Source organism: Acidicapsa ligni (assembly GCF_025685655.1).
Taxonomy (GTDB): domain Bacteria; phylum Acidobacteriota; class Terriglobia; order Terriglobales; family Acidobacteriaceae; genus Acidicapsa; species Acidicapsa ligni.
Genome location: NZ_JAGSYG010000002.1, coordinates 967159 through 987304 on the forward strand (window position 1 = coordinate 967159; position 20146 = coordinate 987304).

A 20146-nucleotide genomic window follows, 5' to 3' on the forward strand; every position below is an offset into this window, starting at 1 on the left:
GCGAAAATGAGCATGTCGAATAAACTCGCCATCGTCAACATCGGGCAACTCGTTACACTTGCCGGGCCACCTCGACCGCGTGTTGGGCCTGAGATGCGTGAGCTGGGCTTGCTGCAGGATGTCGCGTTGCTTATCGAAGACGGACGTATCGTCGCCACAGGCAGCTATCAGGATCTGCGCAATCGAATAGGCAATGAAACGGCCGTCATCGACGCGCAGCAGCAACTTGTAACCCCCGGTTTTGTAGATGCACACACGCATCTGGTCTTTGCAGGCAATCGAGCCGCGGAGTTTGAAAAGCGCATTGGCGGTGCAACCTACCAGGAGATTGCTGCGGCAGGTGGCGGCATTCAATCCACCGTTGCACTCACACGAAAAGCTACAGAAGAAGAGTTGCTGGCGCAGGCACGCAAGCATCGTGACTGGATGCTGCGCGGCGGTACAACTACGCTTGAGGCCAAGTCTGGCTATGGGCTCGATCACCCAACCGAGCTGCGCATCCTGCGCGTGCTGGCGCGACTTGCAGAGGATGGGCCAGTCCGCATCATTGCAACGTTGCTTGCCGCACATACAGTGCCCAAAGAGTTTGCAGACCGTCGGGCAGAGTATCTCCATTGGATCGTTGCCGATCTCATTCCTGAAGTAGCCTCGCTTGAACTCGCCCGATACTGCGATGCCTTCTGCGACGATCATGCATTCACCGTCGAAGAGACGCGGCAAGTGCTTGAAGCTGCGCAAACGCATGGCTTAGGACTGCGGCTTCATGCCGAGCAGTTTCGTCCAGGCACAGGCGCGGCTCTCGCTGCTGAATTGCACGCCGCCACTGCCGATCATTTGGAGACTGTTACGGAAGATACTTTGCACCTGCTTCTCGATGCAAAAGTGCAGCCTGTATTGCTGCCCGCTTCAGTGTTTTGTCTCGGGCGCGATCAATATCCACCGGCTCGCAGGATGATTGATCTCGGCCTGCCCGTGGTGATTGCTACGGACTTCAATCCAGGTTCATCGCCTGCACCTTCCATGCTGTTCACAATGGCTTTAGCGTCCATTCACATGAAGATGCTTCCTGCCGAAGCTCTCATCGCGGCAACGATCAATGCCGCCTACTCTCTCAGGCTGGGTGACACGATCGGTTCGCTTGAACAAGGAAAAGCCGCTGATTTTCTCATCCATGAGTGCGACGACTATCGCGAGCTTGCCTACTACGTTGCCGCTCCTGCGCGCCCACGAGTCTTCATCGCTGGCAGCGAGGTAACTCCATGACGCAGGCCTTGTCCGTTATAGATCTTCTGCGCGAGTTAGTCGCTGTTTCAACTCCATCATCCGTTTCCAATCTACCGTTGTTGCATCGCGTCTCCGCTCATCTTGCACCACTCGGCTGGCATGTCATGCTCTTTCCCTACGCCGATGAAAAGGGCATAGAAAAAGCAAACCTGATAGCCCGTCCCAACGGATACCGGGGACAGGACAAAGAACAAGACAAAATAGACTTGGCGTTTATCTGCCATACAGACACGGTGCCTTACGCTGCGGACTGGGCCGGCGCGCTTCATCTGGAAGAGAGCGAAGGGATGTTGCATGGCTGTGGATCGTGCGATGTCAAAGGCGCACTGGCGTGCTTTTTGGCTGCTGTTGTCGGCGCCAAGTCAGATGCAATCCGCTCAAATGTTGCATTGATCCTTACCGCCGATGAAGAGATCGGATGCAAGGGCATGGAGCGTTTACTGGGAGCAACAAATCTGCGCATCGGCTCTGCTCTTGTGAGCGAGCCAACATCCTTGCGGCCCGGTATCGCGGGCAAAGGATACGGTCTTGCGCGCATCCGTGTAGAGGGCAGAGAAGCGCATTCAGCGTTCCCTCAACAAGGCATATCGGCCATCTCAATAGCTGCACGGCTGATAGCGAAGATCGAAGATAGCTTCATCCCATCTCGCCATGATCGTCTTTTTGATCCTCCCCACACGACACTCAACATTGGAGTGATAGAAGGCGGCACGGCGAAGAACATTATCCCTGGGCAATGCAGCTTTCTCGTCGAGTGGAGAGCCATTCCCGGTGAAGAGACCGGCGCAGTTTTTAATCGGATAAGCGCGTTGATCGAAGAGGTACGTCAATCCCCATCCTCTCCAGAACATGCAGCCATACATATTGAGCAACTAAGAGACGAGTCAGGCTTTGCACCTGCGAGCGTGGGCACTCTACAAGAGCGTCTCGCTACCTTAGTTGCTCATGAACCTGTCGGAATAAGCTTCGGTTCTGAAGCCAGTAGAGTCGCCCGCATCGCAGACGAAGTCATCGTCATTGGTCCCGGCGATATGCACACAGCGCACAGCGCCCGCGAGTGTGTGCCCATTGCCGAATTGCAGCAATGGACACGTGTCCTGCGCTCTCTCTTGACGGTGTGATTAAAACTGTTCCACTGGCGTTTCATGACTCTTGCGCGTCAGCAGGTAATAGATCACCGGCGTCACAATAAGAGAAAGAACGACCGAGACAAGCAATCCTCCAATGACCGCGATGGCCAGCGGCTGCAACATCTGCGAGCCAGATCCGAGAGCCAGTGCAAGTGGCAGCATTCCACATACGGCGGCAATTGCAGTCATAGCAATTGGCCGTAAGCGGCGTTGAGCAGCAAGCAACATCGCCTCGCGTGCCGGTAGTCCCGCTGCCCGGAATTTCTCATCCGCATCGAGCAGCAAAATTCCATTTTTCGCAACAATCCCGATCACCATAATCAGCCCCATAAAGCTGGCTACATTGAAAGTTGTTTGCGTGATGAGTAATGCCACGACTACGCCCGAGATAGAGAGTATTGAACTGGTAAGAATCGCAATCGGCGCAGAGAAGTTGCGGAACTCCGCAAGCAATACTCCGAAGACCAGTACCAATGCGAGGATCAAAACTCGCAGCAGATCCCGGAAGGATTTCTGCTGCTCTTCGTAGGTGCCACCATACTCGACATGCACGTTTGAAGGCAGATGTAATGCCTGCACCGTTGAGCGTACCTTGGCCATCGCGCTGCCTAGATCTGAGCCTTCAAGGCGGCCGCTGACTACGATGAGTTGTTGCAGATTTTCCCTGCGAATTTCATTCTGCGGAGGCAGTTGTGTAATCTGTGCAATCGCGCCAAGCGTAGCAGTGTGGCCACTGGCGGAGTTGAAAACAGTATTCTGAATTGAGTTAAGAGAAGAGCGACTTTCTTCCGGAAGCCGGATGCGTATCGTGTATGGACGACCATTGACGATCAGCGGTTCGTTGGTTGGAAGGCCGTCCAGAATAGACGTTGCATCTTCAGCAATTTCCGCTGGCGTAAAGCCAAATTGCGCCGCAAGCACAGGGCTGATTTTGAAATCGGTAGCAGGCCCGCTCACCGTGTTGTCGACGCCATTCTGCGTATCGACAACACCGGGGATTTTTCCAATCGCATCCTGAACCTTGGGGCCAAGCTGATTTAGCAGCGCCTGATCACTGCTGAATAATTTGATCTGAATCGGCTCAGGCGAGTTGGAAAGATCGCCAATCATATCCTGCAAAACCTGCGTGAATTCAATATCCAACTCAGGCTCAGTCTTCTTGATCTCATTGCGGACATCCGCCATGACTTCGTCTATTGGTCGCGAACGATGCGTCTTGAGCCTGACCGTAAAGTCTCCATAGTTCGCCTCGGTAACAGCCGCCAAGCCCATCTGCAGACCAGTTCGTCGAGAAGTAATCAACACCTCCGGAGTATCGTGCAGTATCTTTTCTACATGCTGCAACACGCGATCTGTTTCGGATAACGAACTGCCCGACGGCATGATGTAATCGAGAATAAATGCACCCTCGTCCATCTCCGGAAGAAGATCAGAACCTAAAGCGTTATAGCTGAAATACGTGCCGATAATAAGGCCAATACACAGTAGTCCAAGCACAATAGGTCTCGACAAAGCCCAACCAAGTGCAGAGGCATGAGCGGTAAGAATACGCTTCATGACCGGGCCCGCATGATGTGAACCGGCGCTCGTATCTGCATCTTCTCTTGCGTCCACTTTCTTCTTGCGCAGCAAGAACAGGGACAACGCCGGAGTCCACGTAAGCGCGAGCAAAAGAGAAGTCAATAACGACGCCGTCATAGTTACAGCAAGAGCGCGAAAGAAACTGCCTGTAACACCGGTGACTGCAATCAGTGGAAGAAAAACGACCACGGGAGTAATCGTGGATCCGATCAGGGGCAAAGTAATTTCATTGAGCGCCTTGCGCACCGCTTCGATACGCGATTCACCTGCATCCCGATGCACAACGATGTTCTCAACGACGACGATAGCGTCATCAATTACCAGGCCAATCGCAGCCGCAAGTCCGCCAAGGGTCATCAGGTTAAATGACTCACCGATGATCCACAGCAGGAGAATGGTAATTGCGACAGTGACCGGTATAACAAGGCCAGCGACGAGCGAAGAACTCCAATCACGCAGGAAGAGAAAGAGAATGATGCAGGCAAGAATAAGGCCTATAAAGATTGCGTCTCGAACGCTGCCAATCGACTGGCGCACCAACTCTGACTGATCATAAAACGGTTCCAGGTGTACGCCCTGGGGCAGCTTCGGCGTGAGCGTCACAACCTCATCTGCAACGGCGCTGGCCACCTGAACAGTATTCGATGAAGGCTGTCGCGCTATGTTCAACAGCACAGCCTGTTTGCCATTGGAGGTGACCATCGTATAGATAGGCATGGCAGCGGGCACAACCGTTGCTACATCGCTCACATGCACTGGAACACCGCCGGGAGTGGTCTTGATAACCAGATCGGATAACTCGCTTGCACTGTGCGCCTGTGCTCCAATGAGCCCTAGAAATAGCTGATGATCGGCTTCATAAAGTCCTGGTGAATCGACGATGTTCGCTGCTTGCACGCCGTTCAGTAGATCAGAAATCGTAATCCCGGCGGCTTGCAAACGAGAGATGTCCGGAACGATATGAAACTCAGGAACCTTGCCTCCTTGCACTACAACCGTGCTGACCCCATCGACGCGATTCAGCGGAGGCTTGAGGTCATATGTAGCAATCTCCCACAGGCGCTCCTGCGAAACAGTCTGCGGTCCACGATCATCTGCGGTTAATGCGTAGCCGAGAATAGGAAAGGTCGCAAACGTAAGCCTGTTTGTGGTGATGTGTGCTGTTGTCGGCAGAGTCTGCTGCACCTTGGAGAGCGCCGCGTCCACGAGTTGCAGCGTGTGGAACATATCAACGTTCCAGTTGAAGAACAGGCTGATCTCCGCCGAGCCACGACTGGTCGTACTGCGCACCGTACTTAATCCCGGCACACTGTTCACCGCGTCTTCAATAGGCTTGGTAATGGTGATCTGCATCTGTTCGACGGGCATCACACCGTTGTCGACGCCAATCACCACGCGGGGAAAATTCGTGTCAGGAAAAACTGAAGTCGGCACCTGAAATGCCGCGTAGATACCAGCAAACGTGAGCGTGATCAGAAAAAAGAATATGGATGCGGAAGCAAGCGAAAGCCAGAAACTATCTTTGGGTTGAGCGTTGGTTTGTACTATGGATTCAGGCGGCGAGCTCATTTATCTTCTCCGCTCTTTCCTGCATCCGGCTTGTCATCTGCAGCACCGACCTTGACCTTCGTGTCTTCATCCAGAGCATAGCTGCCTGTCGTGATCACCATATCTTTGTCGGTGATGCCGGACAACACCTGGGATATAGTTGCAGTCTGAAGGCCGATCGTTGCCGGGTGTTTATGTGCCGTTCCATCTGCAGCAATCACCATCACAAACTTGCCGCCATCCTGTGCCGTCTGGAGCGACTGTGTAGGAATCAGCAGCGCATTGTTGGCACTGCGCCCTGTGATCGATACATGAACAGGCGTTCCAGCCTTGAGTATTTCTTTATGATTCTCAACTCGCACCCAAACCTCAACAGTTGTGCTGCCAGGGTCGAGAGCTGGACTAATGAGAGTGACCTTGCCTGCGATGGGGTCGTCCATGCCCGGAACAAGAATAGTTGCTTCTGCACCAACGGATAGCTGCTGCGCCATTAACTGCGCGATGTGTAGTTTGGCAATTAGTGAGGACGTCTCCATCACCGTAATAACAGGAACTCCAGCGGCTGCTGTTTCCCCTGGATATACGGGCATATCCGTGACAATGCCATCGATAGGACTGCGAATCTCTGTGTAACTCAACTGAGCCTGCGTTCCGAGAAACTTACCTTTCGCCGAGTCAAGCTGTCCCTTGGCGGATTCCAGTGCAGCCTTATTGCTGGTCTTTTGTACGGCTTCGAAGTGTTGCTGCGCCAGGTCATAAGCGGCCTGCGCCTGCACAAGCGCCGCTTTCGCTGTATCCAGATCACGGCCTGGAATTGCTCCTTGCGAAAAGAGTTGAGTGCGCGCGGTCGCGATGCTTTGACTTAATTCCAGATTTGCCTTCGCTTGTTTCAAATCAAGTTCGGCTCTGGTGTAGTCTTCGGGCACTGTAGCATGGGTTGCGTTGGCGTATGCTGCTTCGGCCGACTTATAGGCGCCTTCGTTATCCATCACTGCCGCCGATAGATCGCTGTTCTCAAGCACGGCCAATAGTTGCCCTGCTTTGACGTGCGCTCCTCGTTGTACATAGAGCTTCTTCACCGGCGATGTAATTTTTGGCGTAATGACCGCATGATTCAATGGGGACAATGTTGCATCGGCAACAATCTGTTCCGAGATATCGCCACGATGCGGCAGAGACGCTTGTACAGTAACTTCTGAAGTTACTGGCACATCTTTTTTCTGACACCCCGCGATAATAGGCAGAAGACAGCAGGTTGCCAAAACAACATTGAGAAGATGTGCTCGATTTGCAAATAAGAATTCTGGCATAAGTCAGAGCGTTCCTGTCAGTATCTGGAGGTTGGCCAAAGCTGTCTGATCGCGAAGAATGCCATCTTCTTCTGCGAGCTCTGTCGATGTTAACGAGTTTTGTGCATCCACAACTTCAAGCACATTCGCTTCACCCGCGGTATAACGAAGCAGCGTTAAACGAAGGCTCTCCCGCGCGGTTTCTACGCTAACATCCAGAGAGTGCAATTGATCATTGGCGACTCTCGCTTCTGCGTAGAACTCGTCCAGTTGCGCAATAAGTTTTCTCTGAGTGTCGGATAACGCAATGCGGGCCGATTCGCGTAAGCTCTGTTTTTGTCGGATGCGATTATGCGTAGAGAGCCAGTCCCACACAGGAATATCGAGCGTGGCCATCGCGGAGTAGCCGAGGTTGCGTGTCCCATCCGGTGCATGGATCGCGAACTGCGCAGCGTCGATTCCGTAGCTGAAGTTGAGCCCCAAATCTGGAAGATATGCAGCACGCGCTGCCGTAACATCAAGCGAACTGGTACGCAATGATGCGAGAGCGCTCGCCAGCTCGGGATTATGTGCAGTAGCTGCCGCATCGATCTCTGCCCGCTGCGCGAGCGGCGCAACAGAATCAGAACGCAGAAGAGTGTAAGGAGTATGGGGATCGGAAAAAAGAAGAACGGCAAGATCCAGCCGCGCTTTTTCTTTCTGTAGTGTCATATCTGCAAGATCGCGTTCGCGCTGCTGTTGCTGCAACTGCGCCTTCACAACGTCGGCATGAGCAACTTCACGAGCCTCTTCACGCTTCTGTGTCAGGCCGGTAAAGTTGGATGCTTCGTCTGCCGCACGCTTGGCCACCGTCAATTTGCGATCGGCAGATAGGGACGAATAGTAAAGGCCGACCACAGCGGCGACTAGGCCACGCCGTGCAATCTCCAACTCGGCTGATGCCACCGATGTTGCGGCCGATGCACGGGCAACTGCTGTTACCTGCTGCAGCCCGATTGTTTCAGTCACGACTCCCTGGCTCGTGTATTCGTGAACGGCATTGCCTCCGATAAAACGAGGCGTACTGGTTGCAGTCGCAGCACTCGCATTTGCGGAGTCAGTCACGCCATGCGCAGGCTGCGTATACAGGTATTGATTGTGATAGACGACGCTCGGCAACAGGGCTGCACGCGCCAAAGTGCGATCCAGCGCGGCTACATGACTCGCAGCGACAGCAGCATTGAAGTTTGGTTCATTCGCTTTTGCACGTACGATTGCTTCGTCAAGCGTGATCTGGATAGCACCAGGCGTTTGTGTCGTCGTGTCATTCACCTGCTGCGCTGAAATAGCCAGCGCAGAGGTGAATGACGACAATCCAAAACCGATACAGAGAACGACAAGACTAAGACGTTGCATTGAGCGAATTACACAAGCAGTCGTCAATCCAATGGATTGTGATTTATTCATGACCTATCACAAGGACTGTGAATGTTCCTGGAATGACTGCGGGACGAGGATGGGGATTTGCAGCAGTAGCAGCAGGAGCAGGCCCGGTCTGTGCAGTAACGACGTAGACTTTTCCTGTGGCCGTATCGATGGTCATGGTCCGCGCACGTGCCTGCGTTGTTAGATTTTGCAGAACCCGATAGTTACTGTTGCTCGCGTCGATAATGGTAAGAGTACCCTCTCCATTCGAAGAGAAAGCCAGCTTACTCTTCGGGTTGTAGCCCGCAGCGTCTGGGCCGTCGCCAATGGAAGGAGCTGCAAGTTGCTTGCCCGTATTTGCATCCGTGATTGCCATCTTCTTACCGTCACATACCGAAAAAAGTCTTCGGCCTGATAAGTCGATAGCAAGTCCTGAAGGCGAATCGCAATTTGCCAGTGGCCATGTGGCAGTTATCTTTGGGCTCTTTGCATCTAACCGAACGATTGCATTCTTGTCTTCAATATTGTCAAAGACGATGCCCGTTCCATCGGCGACAGGAAATTCCGGCTTGCCTGGGAGCGGGACAGTTGCGATGACCTTACGTGTCGCGGTGTCGATTACGGTGGCGTCTTTGCTGCGTCCATTGAATGCCCAGACAGTTTTGGTGACGGGTTCAAAAACGATTCCATCTGGATTGGTGCCTGCAGGAATAGTAGCTACCGTTGCAAGACTTGTACGGTCGAAGACTACGACCGCGTTGCCGCCGCCATCGCTTATGTAGCCAAAGTTTCCGGAGTCATCGAGCGCTACGCCATGCGTTCCATGTAGCCCTGTAATCGCTCCGATCGATTTTCCTGTGGATGAATCGATCACTTCAACACGCGTGCCATGAGTTATGTAGAGCCGATGTGCGGCAGAGTCTGCGACAAGATAATCCCATCCACCTTCGCCTCCGACCGTCCACTTATCCAGGACCTTGAAGGCCTTCTGCGCTGATACAGGCTTAGCTGCCGTGAGAGAAAACAGGATGAGTGCTGCGAGAATCGAGTAACAGAGGCGATCCGTTTTTGACCTAGAGTTCATCTTTACTCCAATTTATTGAGACAGACATTCGAGATACTTTTATTACTATTCCACCTGCACCTTAAGCCATCCTTAAGGCGCGGACGTCTTTCTATTTCTTTACAATTTATTTTCAAGACAAGAACAAGCTGGCGGATTCGCCCTGGTCTCCGGCCAACGGAAGTTGCACCAGAACCACCGTTCCTCGTCTCAATTCGCTTGTTACGTCAATGGTTCCATGCACGTTGTCCACGATAGCCTTGCAGATTGCCAGGCCGAGTCCAGTACCACCAGTCTTGCGGCTACGGGAAGGATCACCGCGAGAAAATCGCTCGAAGATTAGAGGAAGATCGTCGGGATGAATTCCTTCCCCTTGATCCGCAATTCGTAACTGCGCATAGTCGCCACTGCGTATCAGATCTACATATGCGGTGGATCCTGCAGCACTGTGTTGAAGAGCATTCATCAGAATGTTGGCGCAGAGTAGTTTGAATTGCTCCGTCTCGATGCGAGCCCATAGATGTTCAGGGCTGTGCATGGTGATTTGGATCTGACGTGTTTCCGCGATGGTGTTGAGATCGTCGATGACCTGCTTGATCGATGGCACGAGATAGATAGCATGACTTATAGATGGGCTATGCTGCTCAGCTCTCGCTAAAGTCAGCATCTGTGCAACGATCCCTTCCATGCGCTCGCAATCGGTCAGGCAGCGTTGCAGACCAGCCTGATACTCTTCGGCAGTACGGGGCTTCATTTCCAGTAATTGCAGAGAAGATTTGACGACAGCGACATTCGTTTTCAATTCGTGTGCAGCATCTCCGACAAAGCGTTTCTGTTGCTCAAACGATCGTTCGAGACGCTGTAGAACCGTCTCAATTGCATTGACCAAAGGAGCCAGTTCTTCGATTCTGCGTGCGTCTTCCGATGGTAAAAATGTCCACGAAGTCACTGAGACGCTGGCCGCTCCCGCAGCTAAATCCCGCAGAGGGGATAGGCTGCGATTGAGCAGCCATGCCATCAAAAATCCGGTGATCGCAAGCAGGGCAAGGCTACTGATCGCATAGAAAGTGACTGCTCGCAAAACCGCTTTCCATACCCTCTTTGTTCGTGATCCATAGTAGACAGTGACATATCGTCGAATCCCGCCGTCCTTATCGCCAGGGTCAACGATGCGAAGACCATGCTTGCGTACAACTCGATAAACGTCTCCGTGAACAAGAGTTTTCATGAAGACATCTTTATCTAAGGTTAGAGGTTCTCCCGATGATGAAGATGGAATTCTGCTCCAGTTCGCAGATTTTCCAAGAACGCGACCACTCGCATCCTCTACCTCATAAATGTCATCTTTTGGCAGACTCACTTCGCTTCCGTCGAGCATGACATTGTCCTGTGTATCCTCAGCATCTTGCACCGCTCCTAGCAGGGAGTCGGCGCGGCCGCGAAGCATGACATCAAAGGAACGAAAGTGCATGTGTTGCTCATAAAGCAAGGCTACTCCGCTGACGCAAAGCGCTGAGATGAATTCAACCAATAGGATCGTTGTGATAAGTCGCCGCGTGATGGAGTAGGATTTCACTTTTCGTCAATCCTTCTTATAGACAGCCGATAACCTCGTCCACGCAGTGTTTCGATGCCGGATAGATCGTCAACTCCGCCTAGCTTTTTGCGAAGATTGGAAATATGCACTTCAATAACATTCGAATGATGTTCCCAATTGTAGTCATATAAGTGCTCAAGTAACTCCTGCTTTGAAGTGACCATCTGTGGCCGATGCATAAGGTATTCGAGAATGTGATACTCCATGGGAGAAAGCACGATCAACTTACCGCCGCGAAGCACCTTCTGCTCCAGTGTATGTAGCTCGATATCGCCCACGCGAAGAGTCGGATGGGCAACACCTTTACCTCGACGAATAAGAGCTTTGACCCGAGCCAACAATTCGCCAAGATCAAAGGGCTTGCTGAGATAGTCATCAGCGCCTGCATTGAGCAAGTTGATGGTAGAGCTGATGTCATCTTTTGCAGTCAGAATCAGCACAGGCGTCTGATCTTTTCGCGCACGTATAGTTTTCAATACGCCGAGGCCATCCATAAGAGGCAACATCAGATCCAGAATGATGAGGTCGTAACAGAGATTCATCGCGAGTTGAAGCCCCATCTCGCCATCGTTTGCACAGTCTACTGCGAAGCCCGGGCCCTCACGCAGCGCGGACGTCACATTTTCCGCCAAGCGAAGTTCGTCTTCGACCAGCAAAATTCTCATAGAACGATTATCTATGAATAATGCTTAAGAGAGTCTGAAGGTGAGCTAATAGCTGCGGTTTAGTCTGGCTAGTGCCTGCCCAGATATTCCGCCAAAAATGCGTCCCAGGGAGGCTGCCTGCATGCTTCGTTGGCCTCGTCTATGCGGAGAAAAGCATCCTGCATATAACGCACAGCCAACCAGCGCAGCGGTTCATACATCCAGTCCGGGGAGGTACGTTGCACGAAGGGCAATGCCTCAAAGCCAGTTGTTTTCCCGGTGATCATGCCTGCTAAAATCTGCCCCGCCAGGTTGGTTGTTGACACGCCTTGCCCCGTGTATCCACCGGCGAATCCGATGCGTGTTGCAGGGTTAAAACGCACCGCTGGAGTCCAGTCACGAGGCATGCCCACAGGCCCACCCCATCCATGCGTGAATCGTATTGCGTCGAGCGATGGAAACCACTCAATCAGGGAGCGTTGAATGAGCGCAAATGTCTCTAGATGCTTGTCCTGTTCATCACTGATGGTCGAACCGAATGCGTACGGCGCTCCTCGGCTTCCGAAGAGAATACGTCCATCCGGAGTCTTGGTAAGATAGACGACTGTATTGCGCATGGATGCAAGATTTTCACCCTCGTTCCAGCCAATCTCCGACCACTGCGCAGCCGTCAGAGGTTCAGTAAGGCAGATGAGCGAGTACGCCGGCAACAAAGCGCGATGCATCTTTTTCATCCGAGTGAGATAAGCTTCGCCAGCCAGCACAATAGCTTTATTGGCACGCAACTCACCCGCTTCCGTGAGAAAACGCGGCCTGTCTCCGCCTGAGAAATCAGTCACCGCGGTTTGCTCGTATATGACTCCGCCATGCGCTTCGACAGCACGTGCAAGCCCGCGCACCAGCCGTCCAGGGTGGATGCTCGCACCATCGGGTGTGTATAGGCCGCCATGCACATCCGTCACACGGATACGTTCTTTCACTTCATCCGGAGTAAGGAATTGATAGCGTCCAGCCAGGCCAAGCCGATCATAGGCAGCATAAGAAGATCGCAGCGCAGGCATCTGATGCGCGCCCCGAGCCAGCGTGAGCGTTCCACTCGATCGGAAGCAAGCATCCATCCCCTCGAATTCACATACACTACGAATTTCATCGACAGACGCCTGCAATGCAGCCAGGACGGAGCGAGCAGCCTCAGCGCCGAAGCGCTTGGTCATGGCTCCCGCAGTTACAGGGAAGCGAGGAGAACACCAACCGCCATTTCTTCCGGATGCACCGTAGCCTGCGATCTCACGCTCGACTACGGCGACCTTCAATCCTGGTTGCATGCGCAACAGGTAGTAAGCCGTCCACAAGCCCGTGTAACCGCCTCCGAGTATCGCGACATCAACTTCTTCCGAACGTTGCAGGGCGGGGCGGGGAATCAGCTTTTCACCAGCATCTTCCAGCCAGAAGCTGTAGTCCTCGTATCGTTTTGTCACCGTCCACCTTTCAAGCGATCTGACTCGTGATCACCCTGCGAGGAGCCAGCCAGCCGTGAGTGCAAGCGCGATTCCAAGCCCTTCACGTCGAGTTATTTTCTCGTGCAGAAACAAAACGCTTAATACGATTGTCACCACGGGGTACAACGAAGAGAGAGAGATGACAGTCGAGACTTTGCCCTTTTGCACCGCAGCAAAGAAGGCCAGAAAGCCGATGAAATTGACAAAGCCGCCAGCAAAGGACCAACCGAATCCAGCAGCCGAACGATCAATCTCGAAGCGCTCCAGCACAAGCACGACGAACGCGAATGCCAGCACGCCGACAGCTTGAAACAGAAGCGTCTGACGCGGTCTTGTGTACGCCGATGCCAGCTTGCTGAATACTCCCCAAAGGCCCCAGAACAGCAGCGTCATCATCGAATAAACGATCCATGGCTTCATGCGAACTGCCTCCTGGAAGAGTCGTTGATGTTGTATTAAAAGCTTAGTACCAGCCGATAGGTTTCTCGCTTAGATTGATGTGGACCTGCTTGGTCTCAAGATATTCTTCGATGCCCCACGGCCCAAGCTCGCGACCTATACCGGACTGTTTGTATCCACCCCACGGAGCCTCAACGCAAGTAGGCTGCATATGATTTACCCACACGATACCCGCTCGCAGAGATTTCACCACGCGAAAGGCCTTGTAGATATCACGTGACCATACAGCCGCTGCCAATCCATATGGAGTGTCGTTCGCGATCTGAATTGCATCCGCTTCTGAGTCAAATGGAATCACCGTAGCGACTGGCCCAAAGATTTCTTCTCTCGCGATGCGAGCCGTATTATCGACGTCATAGAAGATCGTCGGCTCAATGTAGTAGCCCTTATCAAAGCCCTTCGGCCGCCCTCCTCCAGAAGCCAACTTTGCTTCGCCGCGACCGATCGCGATGTAAGAGTTCACACGCTCATACTGATCTCTACTGATAACGGGGCCAAGCTTGGTAGCACGATCAAGCGGAGCACCAATGCGAATGGTCTTTGCCTTCTCCGCCATCGCCTCTACGAACTTCGAATAAATCTTTTTTTCAACGAGAATACGGCTGCCCGCAGAACATACCTCGCCCTGATTGATGAAGACGCCAAAGAGCGCGCCATCGATGGATGCTTCCCAATCTGCATCAGCAAAAAAGATATTTGGAGACTTGCCACCCAGTTCGAGCGTGACACGTTTCAACGTGTCAGCAGCGCGTTTTACAATGCTTTTCCCTACCTCTGTGCTTCCAGTGAAAGCGATCTTATCAACCGAAGGATGCTCGACAATCGGTACGCCACAGCTCTCGCCAAAGCCGTTCACGATATTTACTACACCCGCTGGAAGGCCCGCTTCCTCGAACCATTGAGCAAGCATCATCGTGGTCAGAGGGGTTTGTTCCGCAGGCTTCAATACACACGTACATCCTGCGGCCAGCGCGGGGGCGAGCTTCCATGCGGCCATCAGCAGAGGATAGTTCCACGGAACGATGAGACCGGCAACACCGATAGGCTCACGCAAAGATAGGCTCAACGCATCCGAAGATACTGGATTCACCTGCCCCGGAATCTTCGTGGCAAGCCCGCCATAGTATTCAAATACCTCTGCCACGGCATCGATATCGCCCTCGGCCTCAACGATAGGCTTGCCTGTATTGATAGCCTCTACTTCGGCCAGAGATGCAAGTTGCTCGCGGACTTTGGACGCCAGCTTAAAGAGAATGTGAGCGCGACTGAATGGCGTCGACTTCGCCCAGGGGCCAGCATCAAAAGCTCGACGCGCAGCTTGAACCGCTAGATCAATGTCAGCGGCAGAAGCCTCCGCAACTTGCGCCATAACCTCTTCCGTGGCCGGGTCGTAGACCGCAAACGTATCGCCTGAAATGCTGTTAACCCATTTGCCGTCGATATAAAGCTGATACACGCCTTGCGCTGATCGCATAGTTATCCCCTGGCTGTTCCAACTTGAATATCATTGCGACCGCCTGTTTTCAAAGGTAATTCTGCACACTACTCGTGAGTGGATGAATCGGAGGGCCTGGTTCTTACAGCGGCGGATACCTTGAAAGAGGGTGCTTCGTAATCGAGAGGCCGGTTAGTTTCAGGAATTGCAATCGTGTTTCCATCGCGCACTGCGTTGTAATGCGGCGACATAATCTCGACTCCAGCATCGTTGAAAGCATCCTGGATACTCTGATGTAAGTCACTGTATATTGTCGCCATGTGACTCGGATCGTTCGTATAAGCGTTGATCTCATAAGCCACATAGAAATCGTCGAGAGCAGTCTGTAAGACAAAGGGTCTTGGCTCTTGAAGAAGGCCCGGAGTAGCTGTCGCAGCGCTGATCAAGAGCTGATGAATCTGGCGCCACGGCGCGTCATATCCAATAGTCACGCTGGTATGCAGAATCAGCGCGTGTGCTTCGGTGGACGAACTGAAATTGATGATGTGACTGCCAAGCACGAGCGAGTTGGGAATTGTAATGTGAACATTCTTGATGGTTCGAATATTCGTTGCCAGCAGTGTCTTGCCTACAACGTCACCGATTGTCTCAGCAATTTGAACGCGATCTCCAATACGAAAAGCTCTTGTATAAGTGAGAATCACGCCAGCAACTATATTTGCAACAGCCGAACTTGATCCTAAAGAAAGCAGAACGCCAATGAAGATTGAAACCCCTTTAAATGCTGGCGATTCCGATCCAGGCAGATAAGGAAACATGATTACAAGGCAGAAGGCAACAGTAAGTATCTGGAGAATCTTGTATGTAGGCATAGCCCACTCGGGATAAAAACCCGGCCATGCAATCGTTCCTCGTTCAAGTTCTTTGAATACGAATCGCAGAATACGGATTGCAAAATAAGCAAAGCAGGTTATGACCAGCAAGATAAGCAGGCTTGGAAAATAAGCTACAAAGGAATTCCATCCAGCAGAGACAGGGCTAAAGATGTAGCTCAAGAGCGTGCTGCCAAAGGTCCGCGTCCACGGGAAAAAACTAAAAACCAACGGTATATAAAAATAAAACAGCAGCAGAGTAATTGCCCATCTTGCCGTTCGCGCACATTGCAGGATGATCGCAGTAAGCCTCTCTGCCGAGATCAACTCCAGCGACTGAATGCGCACCGTGCGAATATGAGTTCCATGCCACCGCTCGATACGCTTGTAGAGCTTGCGAGCAAGCCAGCTTAACAGCACCAGCAGCAGTATCAGGGCGAGAGTAGTAAGCGCTGCATATAACGCACCGAGTAACAGGCTTTTATATGTATATTCCGCGCGTACCTGTGCAAGCCCTGAACGAATCTGGCGGATGTAATTGTTCGCTAATACTGATCGCTCGATACCAGCGGCCTGTGCATCGCTCTCGGTCACCGTGGTTATGATGAGATCTCCAGAGACGATATCTGTACTCGTCTCATGTTGATCCGCAGTAACGGTATCTGGATTAATCTCGACATCTTTGACGAGATTCTCAAGCCGTTTTGTAGCAGCCTCAGCGCGTTCCGGTGCAGAGAATGGGCCAAGCCTCGTGCGAATTGAGAAAAGCGTCTGGTCCCCGACTACGACAGCGGAAGGTGTCTGTGAATTTTGCGCAGGCTGCGATGATGTCTGCGCGAACGCAGGAACGCAGAGTAATAGCGAGAGCGAATACAGTAAGATGATGCGAGCTTTGACCATTGTTCCCTCGGAGCCGTTGGGCGTAGCCTATCACGGTGCTACCCTAAGAGTCGAAGCGTTCGTGAGATGGGTAGTAATCCGCGAAAAGCAACTTTAGTCGCGCTCTTGAATCAGGCTTGCCAGTTGGCGAATCGTGGGCGCATGCAACAACAACGAGAGCATCAGAGTCTTACCAAGCAGCTTTTCAATATCGCTGAAGACCCGCAGAGCAAGCAGAGAGTGTCCTCCAATCGCGAAGAAGTCTTCGTCGATTCCAATCGGTGCTCGCTCAAAGTTGCTCTCCCATATAGCCACCAGCTTCTGCTCCAGCGGATTGCGTGGAGCAGTATATTCCGCGATCTGTTTTGCTGAACTCTCGATAGTTGTTGCCATCGTCTTCCTATCCACCTTGCCGTTTGGCGTCAGAGGAAAGCTCGCAAAGATTTGTATGTGACTTACCACCATGTGCGCAGGCAATCGTTCCCGTTGCCAGCGCACCAACTCCGCGGTATCGATATCCGCAATGCCTTTGGGCATTACGCATGCGATCAGTGAGTTACCCAGAGCCGCATCGAGATGAACAAGAACAATTGCATCCTCGACTTGCACATGCTCGCGAAGAACACTCTCAATCTCTCCAGGCTCAATTCGAAATCCGCGTATCTTTACCTGTTGATCGATACGTCCAAGGTATTCGATATTTCCATCCTGGCGATACCGTGCCAGGTCGCCCGTCTGATAAGCGCGATCCTGATGCGGCAGATGCGAAAGGTGAACAAAGCGTTCGGCAGTGAGATCAGGGCGATGCAAATACCCACGCGCTACACCTTCCCCTGCGATGAAAATCTGACCAGGAACATCAATCGGGACAGGCTGAAGATGGTCGTCCAATAAGTAGATGCGTGTGTTTGCAAGTGGGCGGCCTATCGTAGGCAGTGCATCTGCGCTTCGTTGTGTGAACGTGGAATAGGTGGTTGTCTCCGTCGGTCCATAGAGATCGAATATTTCTGCCTGCGGCAGTTGCTCTTCTATTTGCCGAACCAATGACGCGGAGAGAGCCTCGCCTGCCAGGTTGATACATCGCACAGTCTGGGGTACCAGACGCGCTTTGATTAGCGCGGCCATTGTGCTGGGGACGGTGTTGATCAGAGTTATCTTATCTACTGCCTCCAGTTCAGCGATTTCCAGTGCATTTTCTGCAAGAACGATGGTGCTTCCTATAGACAATGGAAGAAATATTTCAAAGATAGAAAGATCGAAACAGATCGACGTTGATGCAAGAACATATTGCAAGGATGCAGCAGAGAACGTCTGCATAGCCCAATGTAAAAACGAGTTGGTACTGTGATGTTCAATCGCAACGCCCTTCGGACGGCCTGTCGAACCAGACGTGTAGATAACATAAGCCAAATCGTTAGCGCCAACGTTTCGATCTGGATTAATGCCAGGCATGGAGTCAATGGAAGAAGACTCAGCGCTGCGATAGACAGTGCTGACAAAGTCTGGCAGCGGATGAGGAGCGTACTCCGGTTCAGTAATCAATACCGCTAATCTGCTGTCTTCCAGCATGATCCTGATTCGTTGCGCGGGATAAGCCGGATCAAGCGGAACATACGCTCCTCCAGCCTTTAACACCGCCAGCATGGATTCAATCATGCGGATACTACGATTCAAACAAATGCCGACACACTCGCCCGGACGTACGCCAGTAGCGATTAGATGATGCGCTAATCGATTCGCGTTTTCGTTCAACTGGGCATATGTAATCGCCTCGGAGTGGTGCTCAATTGCAATCGCAGCCGGTGATAGCGCAACTTGCTTTTCAAAGAGAGTATGGATTGCATCCTGTCGTGGAAAGTCGAGTTCCGTTGCATTCCAGTCAATCAAAATCTTCTGCTTATCAGTTGCAGAAAGTAGGTCGAGTTCAGAGATAGCTCTATCTGGCTCATGCACGATTGAGTCCAATAAGACAGAGAAGCTGTTTGCAAATCTATGAATTCCGGCTCGATCAAAGAGGTCTGTACGATACTCGAAATGACCACCCACCGCGCCGCCAGCTTCACTCAATTGAAGCGTGAGATCAAACTTGGACACCCCTGGTTCCGTGTCGATTTGCGACGATACACCACGCGTCTCACCGCGTAATGAATCGAGCGCAAACATGATCTGAAAAAGAGGAGAGATGCCAGGATTGCGTTCTGGATGTAACTCAGCAACCAGTCGTTGAAATGGAGTTTCGCTGTGGGAATATGCTTCGAGCGCTGTACTTCGCACTTGCTTCAATAGTTCTCGAAAAGTGTTTGCCGAGCTTGGCTGACATCGCATCACGACCGTATTTACAAACAAGCCAATCAACGGCTCTGTTTCCGTCCGATGACGACCGGAGATTGGTGAACCTATACAAAAATCCTGCTTGCCCGTATATCGAGTAAGCAGTACGGAAAATGCTGAGAGCAGCAGCATGTATAGAGAAGCATTTTCAGATAGAGCAAGCACTCGCAACCCTGCCGTAGTCTGTTCAGAAATAAAAAAGGGTTCGATATCTCCTGCAAATGTTTGTATGGATGGCCTCGGCTTGCTGAATGGCAATTCAAGATACGTCGGCGCGTCTGCTAATTTCTTCTTCCAATATGTAGACTGCTGTTCATGCAAAACCACGGAGTGCTCGCGTTCCCACACTGCGTAGTCCATGTATTGAATTGGCAGAGGTGGAAGATCGACAGCACGACCCTGGGCCAGAGCCGTATAAATGATCTCTATCTCGTGTTGCAGAATATCCATCGATTCGCGATCAGCAAGGATGTGATGCACATTAACAAAGGCCACATGCCGCGCAGGTGCAAGGCGAAACAGATGAGCACGAACCAGCGGTGGCTTGGAGAGATTAAATGGTATCCGCGACATCTGCCGAACCAGGGCGTGTAGCTCGGCATCACGCAGGGCTTCGTCAATCGTTGATAAGTCAGTAAAGTCGATAGGGATGTGAAAAGATTCAGCGACGTGCTGATATGCCACACCATCTTTTTCTGAAATTGAGCAGCGAAGAATCTCATGCCGCTGCAGTAGATAATCCATAGATCTGGAGAGCAGCTCAAGATCGACTGCAAATTCAAAGAAAAAAGCCTCGGGGATGCTATAGGCAACCGTTCCTGGATGGAAGCGCTCCATGAGCCAGATCGCTTCCTGCTCATAGGTCAACGGAGCGTTTGCCGCGCCTGTACTCTGGATAGCCGAAGATGCAGGTGGAGGCGTCAGCAGAGTAAGCAGCCGTCCTTTTCTGCGCAGCAGCTCCTCCTGCATGGGCTTGGTGAGCGCACCGACGGGTGCATTCACGCGAAGACGATCCTCGCTGGCTCTGACCTCGATGCCGCGCTCTTTCAGCGTACGAAGAAACTCGATATCGTTTAGTTCTTCCATGCGTACCTGGAGATGCAGATGTGCTCTTTTACATCCGTATAAGAG

The 20146-nt window shown here is 52.1% G+C and carries 13 protein-coding genes; 2 read left to right on the top strand and 11 right to left on the bottom strand.

Annotated features, from left to right (window positions below; all coding sequences use genetic code 11):
* The first annotated feature begins 12 nt into the window (after positions 1–12).
* Positions 13–1263 (top strand): imidazolonepropionase, encoded by a 1251-nt coding sequence (gene hutI, locus OHL19_RS10375; RefSeq protein ID WP_263357589.1) that lies wholly within the window; start codon positions 13–15, stop codon positions 1261–1263.
* Entirely contained in the window at positions 1260–2405 is a 1146-nt protein-coding gene (locus OHL19_RS10380; RefSeq protein WP_263357590.1) for a M20/M25/M40 family metallo-hydrolase, read from the top strand. The genes hutI and OHL19_RS10380 overlap by 4 nt, the downstream gene beginning before the upstream one ends.
* On the opposite strand, the gene OHL19_RS10385 is transcribed toward OHL19_RS10380, so the two are convergent.
* The 11 genes from OHL19_RS10385 to OHL19_RS10435 form a co-directional block, all read right to left on the bottom strand.
* A complete protein-coding gene (locus OHL19_RS10385) occupies positions 2406–5564 on the bottom strand; it encodes an efflux RND transporter permease subunit (RefSeq protein WP_263357591.1) in 3159 nt (1052 codons plus the stop codon). It abuts the gene before it with no gap.
* Complete coding sequence (locus OHL19_RS10390) at positions 5561–6754, bottom strand: efflux RND transporter periplasmic adaptor subunit (protein ID WP_263357592.1); 1194 nt, start codon at positions 6752–6754, stop codon at positions 5561–5563. Before OHL19_RS10390 ends, OHL19_RS10385 begins: the two co-directional genes overlap by 4 nt.
* A 102-nt stretch (positions 6755–6856) precedes the next feature.
* Positions 6857–8278, bottom strand: coding sequence for a TolC family protein (locus OHL19_RS10395; protein ID WP_263357593.1), 1422 nt, complete (start codon positions 8276–8278; stop codon positions 6857–6859).
* On the bottom strand, positions 8271–9320 hold the full coding sequence (locus tag OHL19_RS10400; RefSeq protein WP_263357594.1) for a YncE family protein: 1050 nt from the start codon (positions 9318–9320) through the stop codon (positions 8271–8273). The genes OHL19_RS10395 and OHL19_RS10400 overlap by 8 nt, the downstream gene beginning before the upstream one ends.
* A 112-nt stretch (positions 9321–9432) precedes the next feature.
* Positions 9433–10875: a sensor histidine kinase gene (locus OHL19_RS10405; protein WP_263357595.1), complete on the bottom strand. Its 1443-nt coding sequence runs from the start codon at positions 10873–10875 to the stop codon at positions 9433–9435.
* On the bottom strand, positions 10872–11561 hold the full coding sequence (locus tag OHL19_RS10410; protein WP_263357596.1) for a response regulator transcription factor: 690 nt from the start codon (positions 11559–11561) through the stop codon (positions 10872–10874). Before OHL19_RS10410 ends, OHL19_RS10405 begins: the two co-directional genes overlap by 4 nt.
* A gap of 68 nt (positions 11562–11629) precedes the next feature.
* Positions 11630–13018: an NAD(P)/FAD-dependent oxidoreductase gene (locus OHL19_RS10415; protein WP_263357597.1), complete on the bottom strand. Its 1389-nt coding sequence runs from the start codon at positions 13016–13018 to the stop codon at positions 11630–11632.
* A 30-nt stretch (positions 13019–13048) separates the two neighbouring features.
* A complete protein-coding gene (locus tag OHL19_RS10420) occupies positions 13049–13459 on the bottom strand; it encodes an EamA family transporter (protein WP_263357598.1) in 411 nt (136 codons plus the stop codon).
* A gap of 43 nt (positions 13460–13502) precedes the next feature.
* Entirely contained in the window at positions 13503–14972 is a 1470-nt protein-coding gene (locus tag OHL19_RS10425; protein WP_263357599.1) for an aldehyde dehydrogenase family protein, read from the bottom strand.
* Positions 14973–15040: 68 nt separating this feature from the next.
* The gene (locus OHL19_RS10430; RefSeq protein ID WP_263357600.1) at positions 15041–16705 is read right to left on the bottom strand and encodes a mechanosensitive ion channel family protein; all 1665 of its coding nucleotides are present in this window, start codon (positions 16703–16705) and stop codon (positions 15041–15043) included.
* Between the two features lie 93 nt (positions 16706–16798).
* Positions 16799–20101, bottom strand: a complete 3303-nt coding sequence (locus OHL19_RS10435; RefSeq protein WP_263357601.1) for a non-ribosomal peptide synthetase — start codon at positions 20099–20101, stop codon at positions 16799–16801.
* Between the last annotated feature and the right edge of the window lie 45 nt (positions 20102–20146).